Source organism: Spirosoma lacussanchae (genome assembly GCF_005870035.1).
GTDB classification, from domain to species: domain Bacteria; phylum Bacteroidota; class Bacteroidia; order Cytophagales; family Spirosomataceae; genus Spirosoma; species Spirosoma lacussanchae.
In genome coordinates this window covers 52161-66743 of sequence record NZ_SWJG01000001.1, presented here as the reverse complement: position 1 = coordinate 66743, position 14583 = coordinate 52161, and the positions used below count along the sequence as shown (strand labels likewise).

Annotated in this window: 12 protein-coding genes; 5 read left to right on the top strand and 7 right to left on the bottom strand. The window is 56.3% G+C overall.

Annotation, left to right across the window (positions count from 1 at the left end; translation table 11 throughout):
- Positions 1-93 precede the first annotated feature (93 nt).
- Complete coding sequence (cydB, locus tag FBR45_RS00295; protein WP_077923666.1) at positions 94-1131, top strand: cytochrome d ubiquinol oxidase subunit II; 1038 nt, start codon at positions 94-96, stop codon at positions 1129-1131.
- On the opposite strand, the gene nfi is transcribed toward cydB, so the two are convergent.
- From nfi to FBR45_RS00280, 3 genes are read right to left on the bottom strand one after another with little or no spacing between them, the layout of a single operon-like run.
- A complete protein-coding gene (gene nfi, locus FBR45_RS00290; protein WP_138498282.1) occupies positions 1128-1820 on the bottom strand; it encodes a deoxyribonuclease V in 693 nt (230 codons plus the stop codon). The genes cydB and nfi overlap by 4 nt on opposite strands.
- Before the next feature lie 49 nt (positions 1821-1869).
- Positions 1870-3402: a S41 family peptidase gene (locus FBR45_RS00285; protein ID WP_138498280.1), complete on the bottom strand. Its 1533-nt coding sequence runs from the start codon at positions 3400-3402 to the stop codon at positions 1870-1872.
- Between the two features lie 43 nt (positions 3403-3445).
- Positions 3446-4642: a helix-turn-helix transcriptional regulator gene (locus tag FBR45_RS00280; protein ID WP_246082059.1), complete on the bottom strand. Its 1197-nt coding sequence runs from the start codon at positions 4640-4642 to the stop codon at positions 3446-3448.
- 84 nt (positions 4643-4726) lie between these two features.
- On the opposite strand from FBR45_RS00280, the gene FBR45_RS00275 reads away from it, so the two are divergent.
- The gene (locus tag FBR45_RS00275; RefSeq protein WP_171044803.1) at positions 4727-6103 is read left to right on the top strand and encodes an Nramp family divalent metal transporter; all 1377 of its coding nucleotides are present in this window, start codon (positions 4727-4729) and stop codon (positions 6101-6103) included.
- Positions 6104-6347: 244 nt separating this feature from the next.
- Here the strand turns inward: FBR45_RS00275 and FBR45_RS00270 are convergent, their stop codons facing one another.
- Complete coding sequence (locus FBR45_RS00270; RefSeq protein ID WP_138498278.1) at positions 6348-7175, bottom strand: DUF4886 domain-containing protein; 828 nt, start codon at positions 7173-7175, stop codon at positions 6348-6350.
- A 183-nt stretch (positions 7176-7358) separates the two neighbouring features.
- Positions 7359-7967 (bottom strand): hypothetical protein, encoded by a 609-nt coding sequence (locus tag FBR45_RS00265; RefSeq protein WP_138498276.1) that lies wholly within the window; start codon positions 7965-7967, stop codon positions 7359-7361.
- Between the two features lie 200 nt (positions 7968-8167).
- Between FBR45_RS00265 and FBR45_RS00260 the strand changes: the two genes are divergently transcribed.
- The 3 genes from FBR45_RS00260 (at position 8168) to FBR45_RS00250 (ending at position 12179) form a co-directional block, all read left to right on the top strand.
- Positions 8168-9427: a hypothetical protein gene (locus tag FBR45_RS00260; RefSeq protein WP_246082058.1), complete on the top strand. Its 1260-nt coding sequence runs from the start codon at positions 8168-8170 to the stop codon at positions 9425-9427.
- A 37-nt stretch (positions 9428-9464) separates the two neighbouring features.
- Positions 9465-11147: a hypothetical protein gene (locus tag FBR45_RS00255; protein ID WP_138498274.1), complete on the top strand. Its 1683-nt coding sequence runs from the start codon at positions 9465-9467 to the stop codon at positions 11145-11147.
- Between the two features lie 63 nt (positions 11148-11210).
- Complete coding sequence (locus FBR45_RS00250) at positions 11211-12179, top strand: sugar phosphate isomerase/epimerase family protein (RefSeq protein ID WP_138498272.1); 969 nt, start codon at positions 11211-11213, stop codon at positions 12177-12179.
- A gap of 78 nt (positions 12180-12257) precedes the next feature.
- Here FBR45_RS00250 and FBR45_RS00245 read toward each other — a convergent pair whose 3' ends face one another.
- Entirely contained in the window at positions 12258-13973 is a 1716-nt protein-coding gene (locus FBR45_RS00245; RefSeq protein ID WP_138498270.1) for a GMC oxidoreductase, read from the bottom strand.
- Between the two features lie 15 nt (positions 13974-13988).
- Positions 13989-14531 carry a gluconate 2-dehydrogenase subunit 3 family protein gene (locus FBR45_RS00240; RefSeq protein ID WP_246082057.1) on the bottom strand — a complete coding sequence of 181 codons (543 nt, stop codon included), beginning with the start codon at positions 14529-14531 and terminating at the stop codon, positions 13989-13991.
- Between the last annotated feature and the right edge of the window lie 52 nt (positions 14532-14583).

Genomic DNA, 14583 nt, shown 5'->3' with positions numbered 1-14583 from the left:
TGAATGGGTGGTTGAGTGAAAAACTAAAATGACTAATGCACTCAATCACTCAGCCACTCAGCCACTCAATCACAAATCACTCAATTACTTATTATGGACACTGTACTCGGGCTTGACTTACCTACCTGGTGGTTTTTGCTGATTGGGGCGCTCATCAGCGGTTACGGTATTCTGGACGGCTTCGATCTGGGAGCCGGGGCTTTGCATTTGTTTTTCCGGAAAGAACAGAGCCGACGCATTGCGCTGAATGCCATTGGGCCGGTCTGGGATGGCAACGAAGTCTGGCTCGTTATCGGAGCCGGGGCGCTGTTTGCGGCTTTTCCGCTGGTATACGGCACTATTTTGTCGGTGTTTTACCTGCCGTTTATGCTGTTCCTGTTCGCCATTATTTTCCGGGCTATTTCGATCGAGTTTCGGAGCAAGGAAGAGATGCGCTGGTGGCGAACGATGTGGGATATCAGCTATTCGGTGTCGAGCATTACCATTTCGCTGCTGCTGGGCCTGATCCTGGGCAACCTGATTCAGGGACTACCGCTGAACGCCAGGCACGAGTTTGTGGGGCGGCTCAGCGATTTTTTCAACCCATATGCCGGGCTGATTTCGATAACGGTCCTGTCGCTGTTTATGATGCACGGCGCCATGTACCTTATCATGAAAACCGAAGACCGGCTGTATGCAAAGCTGACCATCATTGCCAATAACACCAGCAAGTTCTTCATCCTCTGCTTCATGGCTACCTCGCTGGCTACGCTTATCTACGTACCCCACATGACGGCTATTTTCAAGGCTTATCCGCAGCTGTTCATCCTGCCCATTGCGGCTGTACTGATCGTGCTGAACATTCGGCGGAGTATCGAAAAGCGGCAGTACCGGCGGGGGTTCATCTCGTCGGCGGTTACGACGGCATTGCTGCTGATTTTGTTTGCGATGGGGCTGTACCCGAACCTGGTCCTATCGAACGTGGACCCGAACGGCCACATCAGCATCTACGAAGCGGCTTCGTCCGACGGATCGCTGCGGACCATGCTGCTCTTTGCGGCCATCGGTATGCCACTCGTCGCCACGTACACGGTATTCATGTTCTGGACGTTTCGGGGCAAGGTGAAGCTGGACGAACACACCAGCTATTAACCAGTCGGTCGTTCACCGCGCCGGAGGGCGTTGACCAGGTTATGCGCCCGGCGCGTCGGTTCGGGAATGCGGTAGCCACCATTGCATTGTAGCGTTAAGTTGATGGCCGTTTCCAGATCGATCAGGTGACCGGGTGAGACGTAGACGGGGTTGACTTTGTTTTTGGTGCGCAGGGCCGCGCCGACCACGTCGCGGTAGTGCGTCATGGGTGACCAGCTCCCTCGTTCGGGCGCGGGCTCCTGGTACTTACCGACCAGTACCGACTTGGCGCAGCCGAACGTAGGTCGGTTGAGAAACAGGCCCCCGTGCGACGCAATCCCGATCCGGCGGGGGTGCGCAATACCCTGCCCGTCGAACATGACCACGTCGGGTTCGATGGTTAGTTTCTGCCAGGCTTCCAGCAAGGACGGTATCTCCCGGAACGACAGCAAACCCGGCACATACGGAAACGTAGCCGTGCTGACCACGCCCGCTTCTTCAATGGTGTCGAGCGTTGCCAGGTCCAGCACGACGATGCCCGCGTAAACGGTTTCTTCAAATTTATTGAACGAAATATCGCAACCCGCAATGGTTTTGGGCGTGGTGGTCAGCGGCTCGATACGAATCTGCGAGCGGAGCTGCTGCTGCAACGCAACGGCTTCGGCGGGCGTAACAGCCGTCCAGTCATGAATGGGTTGGTAGTGGGCCATGTCTCCCTAACCGCCCAGGCAGAACAGTGTTTCGGGCGGGGCCAGTGGCTTATTTGCTGGTGTCGCCGGCCTTGCCTTGACCCTGCTCCCGAATCAGCTTTTTCGCCAGCTCCAGCTGACTATCGGTATGGTTGAGCACGTTATCGATTTGTAACGGCACGCTATAATCGGGCAGGGTACCGCGTCCGGGCTGATCGGGTTTCCCCACCCCATTGGTATAATAGACCAGCGGTGTCGTTACCTGGATGCGGGATTGGGGCAGGGCCAGATTGATAAAACTACCGCCGTTCCCGCCTTCATAAGCACCACCCGACTCCGTGCCGATGAACGTTCCGACCCGGTGTGCATGCGCCACCGCCAGAAACTCGGCCGTAGTCGACCCGCTCCGGCCATCCATCAGGATATAAACCTGCCCTCTGAACCGGTTCGGTTTAGGAAACTGCGGCCGTAGCTCCCAGCTGTCGTCATCGGCAACCTCGGTAAACGTACCGTCTTTTTCCGGGATCAGCTGCTGTTTAATGGATTTCAGCGCATCGGCCGGTATATCCGAAAAGCGCAGAAACGATGAACTGTCGGTAACGGTATGATGACGGCTGTAGTAGCGAACCGCCGTATCGGCTTTGGCCAGATAGGTAAACAACTCAACGCCCTGTACGTCCCAGCCCCCCGGATTGCTACGCAGGTCGATAATAAGATGCCGAACGTTTTTCGTCTTCATCGTCGCCAGGCTTTTGTCCATGAACGCGCGAAACCGGGCCGCAGCCTCGTCACTACCTTTCCCGCCACCGAAGCTATCGATGCGCAGGTAAGCGGTTTGCGGCACATCGTCCGGAAACGAAATGCGCCAGGGTGTTTTGGGTTTCCGGCGGTTATACCACGTCATCATCTGCCTGTTGACGGGGTTTTTCTTCATCATTTTCAGCGATGTTGCAAATGGTTCGGCGGGTACCTCGACCCGTATTGTATCGCCGGTCAGGCTTCTGAACGTAAGCGCATACGCGTCGGGCTGGCCAATGAACCAGTAGTAAAACAAGGCAAACAGCTGCCCCTGCAACGAAGCCTCTCTAGACGTCTGGATGTAGCCATCACTCCAGTGGTAGCGGTACATGATCTGCTGGATCTCCCGGATGGGTTGTCCGTTGATGCTGAGCAGTTCGAAACCGGGCCGAATGCGCTGATCGGCCGTGCCGTTGAACAGAACATACGATTTACCGTCGATCGGAAACATGAAAAACGGCAGGGTCTTCCAGCGCCGGGCAAAGAGCGTTTGCCATTCCTGGGTGGGCAGCGCATGGGTATGCGCGCACCGAATGTCGGCTATGAGTCCCGAAATGATCCGGTAAAAACCGAACAGCGACAGGGGTTGGTTCAACGACTCGGCTATGCTGTCCAGTCGGGCCTGCATGACCGGCTTGGGCGTATACCGGTACAGGCCGGGGTGCGTTTCTTCGAGCAGCTGACGGAAATACCGAAAATCGGCCTGCATATCCGCAGGCGACAGCATCCGGTTCTGTAACGTATCAGTCTGGGTGTATCCGTCGACAGACAGCAGCAGCAATAACAGACAGACGAGGGCTTTCATAGCTTGTTTTTAGGCCAAAACACGCTACAGCCGCCATTTCTGTCTACTCAAATCCGGATTTGAGTGCTGTTTTGCCCAGCTGGCTGAGGTATTCCTTTGGCGACAGGCCTGTCAGTTGCCGAAACGTCCGCTGAAAGGTGGCCTGGGAGTTGAAGCCACATTCGAAAGCAATACCGGTCAGGGTCAGGTAATCATTGCCCGGATCGCTCAATCGTTGTTTTACGGCTTCGATCCGATACCGGTTCACATAACTGTTGAAGTTAGTCAGCAGATGCTGATTCAGCACGGCAGAGATGAGTTTGGGCGACAGCTGCAGATGCTTACCCAGCTTGTCGACCGACAGCAGCGAGTCCAGAAAAAGCCGGTCGGTCTCCATAGCCCGCGTCAGGCCGGTCACCACCGACGCCACCGCTTCGGCGGACAGGCTTGTACCGACGATCTTTCGACCGACAGGATCGGCCACCTCTACCCGACTTTGCAGATAACCCCGCAGCCCGAGCCAGTAAATCAGCACCGCGATAGGAATATAAATCGGGTACCACCCAAAGCGGTCCAGCAGGGGCGCCCGTAAGCCAGGAACGATATAGGGTACCATGAACGCGAGCCAGATGGCCTGAAAAATCAGAAACGCGTGGACAAACTGCCGAAGCCACCGCCGGCGTTGCTGGCCGGCTTCTGACAGCTCAGCGGCCGATGGCTGCCGGGCCAGCAACCGGCGGGTCAGGACCAGATAAACCGTCAGCGACATCCAGCGTGGAATGTCGGCATAAGCCTCATACTCATCCATCACATCGCCCCAGGCCGGGCCATCCTGCGGGCTAATCAAGCCGACGACGACTCCCAACACAAACGTCCAGCCCATGAGCTGAGAGCCCAGATCGATGATAACCGGATAAAAATGCGGTCGTTCAGCCGGTCCGAGCCGAAAGTCCGGGTCGAGAACGGAGCGGGTATAAAAAAAGATGAGCGGTCCCAGCGGCATGGCTATAATCAGGGGCAGCAGGTCGAGGGCCAGGCTCATCCATCGGTTAACGACCGGTATGCCAACTGCCAGGCTCATCAGCGCCAGCAAACCGATCAGTACCGCCAGCAACCGGTTCGACAGTCGGTTTCCTTTCCGGTTTGTCCAGAGCACAATGGACAGGATAAACCCCTGTCCGGAGCCGAGCAGTAAAATCAGGTCAAGCGGGGCGATGGTCATGGCAAAAAGCGAAACAAACAGGCCGGGATACCGGCGCAAACGTAGCCGGGAAACGAAGCCTGCTGCGTATGAAAATTACGAACTGGTCTTTATGCATCTAAGAGTTCGCTAAACGCTGTCTGTATGCCCCCAGCCCCACCAGTCACCCGGCTCCCGGCCGATTTGTACGTACTGACTGCCGATCGTATAAAACCAGCGCCAACGGCCCTGCGCGACCAGTTACGGCACCTCGGTCCCGGCTTTATTCTGTCGGCCGCCATTGTGGGGTCGGGGGAGTTAATCGCGACCACGGCGCTGGGTGCCAAAGCGGGTTTCATCACCTTCTGGGTTATTCTGGTGAGCTGTTTTGTAAAGGTGGCACTTCAGCTTGAGTTTGGCAAAAATGCTATCTACAGCGGCCTGCCCAGCATGCAATCGCTCAACCGGCTGCCGGGTCTCCGGCTGGGCCGGGGCCACTGGACAATCTGGCTCTGGCTCAGTTTACAAACGCTGAAGGTGCTGCAGGTGGGCGGTATTGTGGGGGGCGTGGCACTGGTATTGAACATGGCCTTTCCGGCGGTTCCGGTCAGTATATGGGCCGTACTGTCGGCGGCATCGGCCGGGTTGTTGATTTACGGCGGTCGGTACGGCTGGGTCGAGCGCGGTTCATTGCTGATGATCATTCTCTTTACGGCGCTGATTCTGCTCTCGCTGCTGTTGCTGCAACGTACCGATTATGCCATCAGCAGAGCCGAACTGGCCGGCGGACTGACGTTCTCGCTGCCGCCCGCTACGGTGGGGGTAGCCATAGCAGCCTTCGGCATTACCGGTGTCGGTGGCGACGAGATCATGTATTATACGTACTGGTGTATCGAGAAAGGCTACGCGGCCTACGTGGGTCCGTACGAAGAATCGCCCGCCTGGACCGAGCGCGCCCGGGGCTGGATTCGGGTCATGACGCTGGACGCGCTCTGTTCAATGGTCGTATACACCACCGTAACGGCTGCGTTCTACCTGCTCGGGGCTTCGCTGCTGCACCAGGGAGGCTCCATACCGGAGGGGTACGCCATGGTCGAAACGCTTTCGCGCCTGTTTACCGTTTCGCTGGGGCCGGGGGCCAGGGTGGCGTTTATGATTGGCGCGTTTTTCGTGCTCTATTCTACCTTGTTTACCGCCACGGCGAGCTGGTCGCGGATTTTTGCGGACGCCTTCGGGCAGTTGGGCTGGGTGAACTTTCACGATGTGACGGCCCGGCAGAAAGCACTGGCGACGTTGTCATGGGCGTTTCCGGCCATCTGGTGTCTGCTGTTTCTGTTCATTAAGCTACCCGTGCTGATGATATTGCTGGGCGGAGCGGCTACATCAGTGCTGCTGCTGGTAGTGGTCTGGGCCGCGCTTCAGTTCCGGTATCGGCAGTTACCCACCGGACTGAAACCTTCATTAGCTTATGATCTGTGGCTATGGCTTAGCATTCTGACCATATTAGCGGTGAGTGTTTACGGCGTCTGGCAACTTCAGTAAACGGGCTTCGGCTATACTATTAAATTGGCAGGTAATGTCTCCGCTTGACTTTCAATCGCTATCCCATCTCCTGCCTGATCTGTTGCCGGGCGCGATTAATCTATTCTGCATCTAACTGAGCAGGCAGTTTGTAACTTGTCTTTTGTCCAGACAAGCGCTATAACTAAGATTATGTAAAAGGAATTAATTTATTTTTCAAGTTTTTCTAAAACAGTCAATTGCCCACTAGTACAATTAATATAAGTCAGTCGGATAGCCTTTGTAACAGTATGGCTTCATCTCTTGCTAAATCGCCGTAGTAAGCTAACGACGATAAACGTTGATTGACTAGAAATTTGTAGAACATATACGCATTCAGATAAGCGCCTAGCTTAGTGGGGTGACTGTCCTGATCAATTAACTTGAGAGAAGGCTGTTCTTTTGAAGCCTTGTAATAGACACGACCAATATCGACTAAGCCTACCTGTGTATTAATGCGAACAGAATCATAATTTATTTTCAACAGCTTATACTCTTCATCTAGATTATTTATTTGAACTGAACAGTAACTTTCTTTGTCAGCCGCTCGATTAAGCAAGAAAGCCGGGTAACAGAATTGGGTCGGAAAAGTCCCGGATGGAGCCCAAGTCTGAAAGAGAATGAATTGACAACGGGGGTTAACAATGCGTTGCTTGATCTTTCGAATACTCTCTTGGGTGGAATACTTCCTTGCTTCAGGAATAAGAATACGAACTGGTGCTTCCTGAAGAATAACGATATCCCACTGTTTGCTGAGGAGCAACGTTTCGGTTAGCGTCTGTTCACCGGTCCTTTTGGGGCGGGTATTGATACCATCTTGGGTTCTCGATTCAATTATATGTCGAAGATGGTCCTCCAAAGCCATACCCGGGTAAGCGCTTACAACAACATCGATTGGTTGATTACTTGCTACCAACATTGCCTTCAGATAATCAGGCATACCTGCGTAGTAAGTTAAACTATTGCCAATGAAGAGCACGTTTTTCTTCACTGCTTTCTGGCCGTAGGTACCAGCAGCCTGAGAAAGTAAAAAGAGCATCCACCAGAATTTCATTTACAGGCGCAAAAAGGTTACTGTATAAGTGTACTTATGTTTGTAAGCTCTGAATGGGAGACTGTAACAGTAATTAACGATTTTTTTAGCTGGCAGAGCAAACCATAAGTCCTAACCAGGCCATGGTTGACAGACACGACGCCAAAATTGGCGCGGCTAACGGCTCCATGGCCCGAAAACCCGTTAATCTTCGATCTTGACCCGGATCTTGTGGGGCGCGGGGAAACTGCCGCCGAAATACAGGCCAGTTTTGTAGCCGAAGGTTTTGTTGTGCGTAAACGGAATGGTTTGTCCGCCCAGCACCTGGTACACCTTCCGGTCGTAGTCGATTTTGATTGTCATCCGGGTGGGCACGTTGATCCCCGTTTCGGCCACTTTGAAGTCGGTGCGCTTCCCGTCGACATAGGCATAGGCACCCAGGTCGATACGGCCTCGCTGCGGATTCCAGCGCCAGCCAACCCGTATGCCATCAACCTGGTGGGGCGGCACACCCGTCGTTACATCCTGATTTTTGGAGCCAACGAATCCCATGCCGATGACCTTGTTCCAGTCCTGGGCGTCGACCGCGCCGATGTCGTAGATGCAGGAGCTATCGAAAGTAACCGTAGCCGTCAGTTCGCCGGGGGCGATAACGATGCCAACTTTACGCTTGGGCATCGGTTCATGATCACCCCGCTCAATGGTGACCCAGTCCGGCTCCGATGACAGAAAATCGGGAACACAGGCACTCAGCAGCCCGCTGGTCAGCAGTAAAGCGATAAACAAACGACTGGATGTTAACAGTAAACGCATGGTGGCGGGTATTGACTGATTTCTCTACGAATAACGTAGTAAATCCGCACATCTATTGTCCCATTCCCTCGAAAGCCTGCGGTTTACCCGCACAAGTCTACCGTTCAGCTACTTATCCTGTCATTTCATCCGCGAAGTGCGTTGCTTCAGGCAACGTTTTCGTATTTTTCAGCATCTACTGGTCAAACCATCGAAAGCTAATGCAATCGGCTATTCCTTCTTCCAATCAACCGCTGCTGGGTAACCGGTCGGCCGTCTGGCCCGTGAGCCGTACGGGCAATTCCATTCCGGTGTATGTGTACGCGGTTGTCTTTTCGTCACTCTGCGTTGTAGTAGGGCTCCTCTGGGACATCATGTGGCACATCAGCATTGGCCGCGACGGACTGTTTGCGCCACCCCATGTAGTTATCTACGTCGGTGCCGTGGTGTCCGGTTTGTTTTCGGCCTATCAGATTCTGAACCTGACGCTGACCCGCAACCATCCGGATCGGGTTAAGTCGGTGCGGTTCTGGGGTGTTTTCTACGCGCCACTCGGAGCTATGTTCTGCGTATGGGGCGCGCTGGCGATGCTGACCTCGGCTCCTTTCGACGACTGGTGGCACAATACCTACGGCCTCGACGTCCAGATTCTGACCCCTCCGCATACGATTCTGGCCATTGGCATCATGACCGTACAGTTCGGCGCTATGGTTGGGGTACTGACCTTGCAGAACCAGTATCGGACAACCAGTTCGGCTCCATCGGCTAGTCTACCGACCGACAGCCGGGCTACGCGGCTGAAGTGGCTGTTCGCGATTAGTGCCGGGCTGTTGCTGGCCATGCTGTTCACGCTGGCGTCCGAATCGATGGGCATGCAGGAGTCGCACAACTCGGTTTATTACGCCACAGCGGCTATTGTGCTGCCGTTTTACCTGCTGGCCGTGGGGCGGGCGTCGATGCTGCGCTGGCCGCTTGCCACCATTGCTGGTATCTATATGCTGGCGCTGGTGGTGCCGAGTTGGGTGATTCAGAACTTCCCGGCTACGCCCCGGCTGGGCCCGGTCCTCAACCCCATTACCCATTATCAGCCGTTTCATTTTCCGATGCTACTGATCATACCAGCCCTGGCCGTCGACTGGCTCATGCGTCGGTTTGAGCGGACCGACGGTGTTCGGAAGCCCAACGACTGGCTGTTAGCTGTCATCTACGGCGTTACGTTGCTGGTTGTTGTCCTGCTCGTGCAATGGCCCTTCGGCGAGTTCCTGCTGACATCGCCCCTGGCCCGGAATGGCTTCTTCCTGTCCTACTCCTGGTCGTACGACAACCCGGCTGACTGGCAATACCGGTTTGCGTTCGGCCCCTGGTATAAGCAGTCAGCGGCCGAGTTTGCGCTGGGGTTTGGTAAAGCGCTGCTCTACGCCATTCTCTCGGCCCGGATTGGTCTGCTCTGGGGCAATTGGATGAAAAAAGTGGTTCGGTAAGCCAGCTAAAGTGTATTCCATACGGATGAAACAAGGAATGAAGAAACTAAAAAACAGGGCGTTGCCGGGCCTGCTAACCGGATTGCTGGTGCTGTTGCACGCCTTTATACTGGCCCCGGCGGCATCGGCCCACGTGGGCAGCTCGGGGGTTATTGTTCAGAAACAGGTCGGTGCGTACCGGCTTCTGGTCAGCGTTCAGCCGCCCGATGTCGTGCCCGGAACGGCTAAGGTTACCGTTTATGTAGAACAGGGGCGCGTAGCGCAGATCGGCGCCCGACCCGTTTATTTCCGCTCGGGCGATGAAGGCGCACCCACGCACGACATCCTGACCCGGGTCGAAAACGGCCGGTATGAAGGGGATCTGTGGCTGATGGATTCGGGCTCGTCGAGCGTTGAACTGGAACTGAACGGTCCCGACGGCAAACAAACCGTTGTTGTACCCGTGATGTCGGTAGCCACCGCCGTGCGCGACATGCCCGAAGGCACCGGCATCGGTCTGGCGCTGATGGGGCTGCTGCTGGTCGTGATGATGATTACCATCATTGGCGCCAGCAATGCCGACGGAATCACAAAACCAGATCAGGCACCCGCGGCCGGGCTGGGCCGCCGTAGACTGGTAGGTATGGGCGCTGGCACGTTGGTGTTGGCCCTGCTGCTGACCGGCTGGCGAAGCTGGTGGACCAGCGAAGCCGAGATCTATAAGGACCAGCAGCTTTACCGGCCAACGTCCATTCTGACCAGCGTCACCCCCGCCAACGGGACACAACGGCTATCGATCCGGATCGACACGACCGGCTTCGGCCAGAACTGGCAGAAAAAACGGCTGCTGAGTTACGTACTGCCCGACCATGGCAAGCTGATGCACACCTTTCTGGTCCGGATGCCGGGGCTCGAGGCCTTTGCCCACCTCCATCCCAGTCGGCGCGACTCACTGACCTACGAAGCCAGCTTACCTGCGCTCCCGGCCGGACGGTATCTGCTCTACTCCGACATCGTGTTCCGGTCGGGCTTCACCGAAACCCTGACCGATACCATCACTATTGCCGGATCAGCACCGACCGCTGCCGCCACGGCGCCGTCAGATCCAGACGATAGCTGGCTCGTGGCAAACCCGATGGGCATCAAGGCCGGGGCCGAAGGGGTGCCGCACCTCGACAACACTATGGTGGTTTGTGGCAAGCCCGGTGCCCGTATGAAACTGACCGATGGTTCGTCGATGATCTGGATGGATAAGCCGCAGTCGGTGCTGGACGCCGGTAAGCTCTATACCCTGAAGTTTGCCGTAGCCAATGCGCAGGGTAAAGCTGTGGCGCTGGAGCCGTATCTGGGCATGAGTGGGCACGCAGCCATTCTGCGCTCCGACGGTACGGTATACATCCACCTGCACCCGGTCGGCACCTACTCGATGGCCGCCGAAGGCTCGTTTGTAGGTCGCCTGGCCGATACCGCCCGCACGTTCCGCTACCCCGACGCCAACCAGTTCCGCGACAGTATCGACCGCTACGTAGCCCGGCTCAATACACTTCCCGATGCGGAGAAAAACAAGCTGCTGATGGCCGGTATGCCGGCTATGGACCACAAAATGGCCGTCAACAATATGGTCGAGTTTCCGTACGCCTTTCCGCGGGCCGGGCATTACCGCATCTGGGTGCAGGTCAAACGCAACGGGCAGGTCCTGACGGGGGTGTTCGACACAGAAGTAAAAGAACCGCTTCTGTAGCTTTGTTTCAGGGGTTGGCGCGGGGTTTCCCGGTCAACCCCTGAAACAACCGACTCACTCATCATGTCTCTGACCCGTCGTCAAACGATTACTGCCCTGGCCGCTTCGGCAGGAGCCTCGCTTCTTCCCAAACCGGTCCGGTCGGCACCTGAACTGGCAGATAAGGCAGATTCTTCACCGACCAACACTGCACCGGCGGCTCCGTTTACGCTTTGTCTGAACATGAGCACCATCCGGGGCCATAAGCTGGGGTTCGTGAAAGAACTGGAAACGGCCTCAAAAGCCGGTTTCCGATCGGTAGAGATCTGGATGGACACCTACCAGGACTACCTCAAAAGCCACTCCCCCGCCGACGCCCGGAAGCTCTTGAGCGACCTCGGCATAACCGTCGAAAATACGATTGGCTTCGCGCCCTGGCTCGTTGACGACGCCAGCGCCCGCGCCAAAGGCCTCGACCAGCTGAAACGCGAAATGGAGCTGCTGGCTCAGATCGGATGTAAACGCACCGCTGCGCCCTCCATTGGCGTACAGGGTCCTGACGCTCCGCTGGTCGATCTGCGCCGGGCTGCCGAACGCTACCGGGCCATTCTCGACCTGGGCGACCAGACCGGCGTAGTGCCGCAACTGGAGCTTTGGGGCTTTTCCCGAAACCTGAATAAACTCAGCGAAGTCATGTACGTGGCCCTGGAAAGCGGCCATCCGTCGGCGCGGGTGCTGCTCGACATTTACCACCTCTACAAAGGCGGATCGGCACCGGCTGGCCTGCCATTCGTCGGGAAACCAGCTATCGAGGTCTTTCACGTTAACGATTACCCGGCCAACCTCAGCCGCGAAGCCATCACCGACGCCGACCGCGTTTTTCCCGGCGATGGCGTAGCGCCCATTCGCGACACCCTGCGCGTGATCAAGGACCCGACCCGGCCTATCGTGCTGTCGCTGGAAGTGTTCAACAAAACCTACTACGCCCAGCCCGCCGATACCGTCGCCAAAACCGCGTTTCAGAAGATGAAAGCTATGGTAGCAGGCGTATGACCAGCACGCAGCAGCCCTACCATGCCGAAAGCCCCGACACCATACCATCGTGTCGGGGCTTTCGTGTATATAGCGTGCTCACAGGCTCTGCCGCTTCATTTCTTTCACGGCATAGTCTACCGAGCGGGCCGACATGGCCATGTAGGTCAACGACGGGTTTTGCGTAGAGGTAGAGGTCATGCTGGCGCCGTCGGTCACGAATACGTTTTTGACCGCGTGCATCTGATTCCACTTGTTCAGGATCGATGTTTTCGGGTCTTTTCCCATCCGGGCACCGCCCATCTCGTGGATGTCGAGGCCGGGGTTTCGTTTGTCGTCGCGGGTGCGGATGTTGGTGAAGCCGGCAGCTGTGAACATTTCAGTCATCTGCTCCAGGTAATCCTTCACCATTTTATCGTCGTTATCGTCGTAAGCCACCGAAATCTTCAGTTGCGGAATACCGAACGGATCTTTCTGCGCGGAATCGAGGGCTACGTAGTTGCTTTCTTTCGGAATGGTTTCGCCCATCATGTGAGAACCTACGTGCCAGCCGCCCAGCGTTGGGTTCAGCAGGCCCGTTTTCAGATCGGCCCCCAACCCGTCCTGATTGGTACGCGAGATTCGACCAGCCGAGAAGCCAGCCGCGTAGCCACGCAGGAAGTCGGTTTCCTGCTTCATAACGTTGCGGAAGCGTGGAATGTAGGGGCTGTTCGGACGGCGTCCATCGGTGGTCGAATCCAGGAAGCCATCGTATTCGCCCGATACACCGGCCCGGTAGTTATGAAACGCTACGTACTTACCCAGCACGCCACTGTCGTTACCCAGCCCGTTCGGAAAGCGGCCCGAGGTCGAGTTCAGCAGGATGAGGTTGGTATTCAGCGCGGCAGCGTTTATGAAGATAACACGGGCATAAAACTCGGTCATCTGCTTCGTGTTGGCGTCGATGACCCGCACCCCGGTTGCCTTGCCTTTTTTCTCGTCGTAGATGATCGAATGAACGACCGAGTGGGGCCGGAGGGTCATTTTGCCGGTTTTAGCCGCCCAGGGCAGGGTGCTGGAGTTGCTGCTGAAGTAGCCGCCGAACGGACAGCCCCGCTCGCAGATGGTCCGATGCTGACACTGTGCCCGGCCCTGTTGCAGGTGAATCGGCTTGGGCTGGGTGATATGAGCCGCCCGACCCATGATCACGGGCCGGCTGTTCTGGTAGCGCTTCGCCATCTGCTCGCTGAAGTGCTTTTCTACGCAGTTCCACTCATGCGGAGGCAGAAACTCGCCATCGGGCAGTTGCGGCAGTCCGTCTTTGTTGCCCGTAATGCCGGCAAACTTTTCTACGTAGGTGTACCACGGGGCCAGATCGGCGTAGCGAATCGGCCAGTCAACGGCGAACCCGTCGCGGACTGGTCCCTGAAAGTCGAAATCGCTCCAGCGCTGGGTTTGCCGCGCCCACATCAGCGACTTGCCACCCACCTGATAGCCCCGAATCCAGTCGAAGGGTTTCTCCTGCACATACGGGTGTTCGGCATCTTTAACGAAGAAGTGAGTCGACCCTTCGTAAAAGGCGTAGCACTTGCTGATAATCGGGTTCTGTTCTTTGATCTCGCGCGGCAGCTGGCCCCGGTGCTCAAACTCCCAGGGGTTCATCATCGTAGTTGGATAATCCGTCACGTGCTGCACATCACGGCCGCGCTCCAGTACCAGCGTCCGAAGTCCTTTACCCGTCAATTCTTTAGCCGCCCAGCCACCACTGATTCCCGAACCAACCACAATGGCATCGTAGGTATTGGCTGCCTGCGCATCAATATTCAAATAAGACATACGTCGACAATACTTTTATTTGGTTTGGGAAATTGCTTGGGCAGGCACCGGCACACAACCGTGGTAACGGCCCGGTACCATTTCGTACTTGGTCAGGTTGGTCATGACGTACTCCGAGCTGGTATAGCCCCGGATGGTCAGCCCCTTGACCAGTTTGTAGAAATCTTTCTGGGCTTGCTCTGCCGATTGATCCAGGCGTTTGAGCACGTCGATCCGCTGGGGCGTGTCACACTCGCCGAACGAACGGCTGTAGGTCTGCCGGGCCACAGCCTCCGTAGCGGCCAGACCCTGTTTCAGCGTCTCGGCGGCTTTGGGCTCGTAGCAGTCAGCTACTACTTTCTGCAGGAACGAATGAACGCCCAGAGCTTTGGCCCCCGGCGTATCGGTTTCGGGAATGATGGTGTCCACAACGATGGCCAGCAGCTCATCCTGCGGAGCCGATAATAGGCCGGAAGAAGACCGAACCGTAGTGGCATTCCAGCCGTTTGCCCAGGCTGGCAGGCTGATGAATCCGCCGACCGTTACGGCCAGTTGTTGAAGAGCAGCGCGTCTTTGCACGAGAAATAAGTAGCGTTAAGCGTAAACAAAGCAATAAAGGTAATCAACCCGT

Bases quoted from the DNA above. Each gene is read 5' to 3' on its own strand.
- cydB (WP_077923666.1), top strand. From the start codon at position 94: ATGGACACTGTACTCGGGCTTGACTTACCTACCTGGTGGTTTTTGCTG.
- nfi (WP_138498282.1), bottom strand. From the start codon at position 1,820: ATGGCCCACTACCAACCCATTCATGACTGGACGGCTGTTACGCCCGCC.
- FBR45_RS00285 (WP_138498280.1), bottom strand. From the start codon at position 3,402: ATGAAAGCCCTCGTCTGTCTGTTATTGCTGCTGCTGTCTGTCGACGGA.
- FBR45_RS00275 (WP_171044803.1), top strand. From the start codon at position 4,727: ATGCCCCCAGCCCCACCAGTCACCCGGCTCCCGGCCGATTTGTACGTA.
- FBR45_RS00270 (WP_138498278.1), bottom strand. From the start codon at position 7,175: ATGAAATTCTGGTGGATGCTCTTTTTACTTTCTCAGGCTGCTGGTACC.
- FBR45_RS00265 (WP_138498276.1), bottom strand. From the start codon at position 7,967: ATGCGTTTACTGTTAACATCCAGTCGTTTGTTTATCGCTTTACTGCTG.
- FBR45_RS00260 (WP_246082058.1), top strand. From the start codon at position 8,168: ATGCAATCGGCTATTCCTTCTTCCAATCAACCGCTGCTGGGTAACCGG.
- FBR45_RS00255 (WP_138498274.1), top strand. From the start codon at position 9,465: ATGAAGAAACTAAAAAACAGGGCGTTGCCGGGCCTGCTAACCGGATTG.
- FBR45_RS00250 (WP_138498272.1), top strand. From the start codon at position 11,211: ATGTCTCTGACCCGTCGTCAAACGATTACTGCCCTGGCCGCTTCGGCA.
- FBR45_RS00245 (WP_138498270.1), bottom strand. From the start codon at position 13,973: ATGTCTTATTTGAATATTGATGCGCAGGCAGCCAATACCTACGATGCC.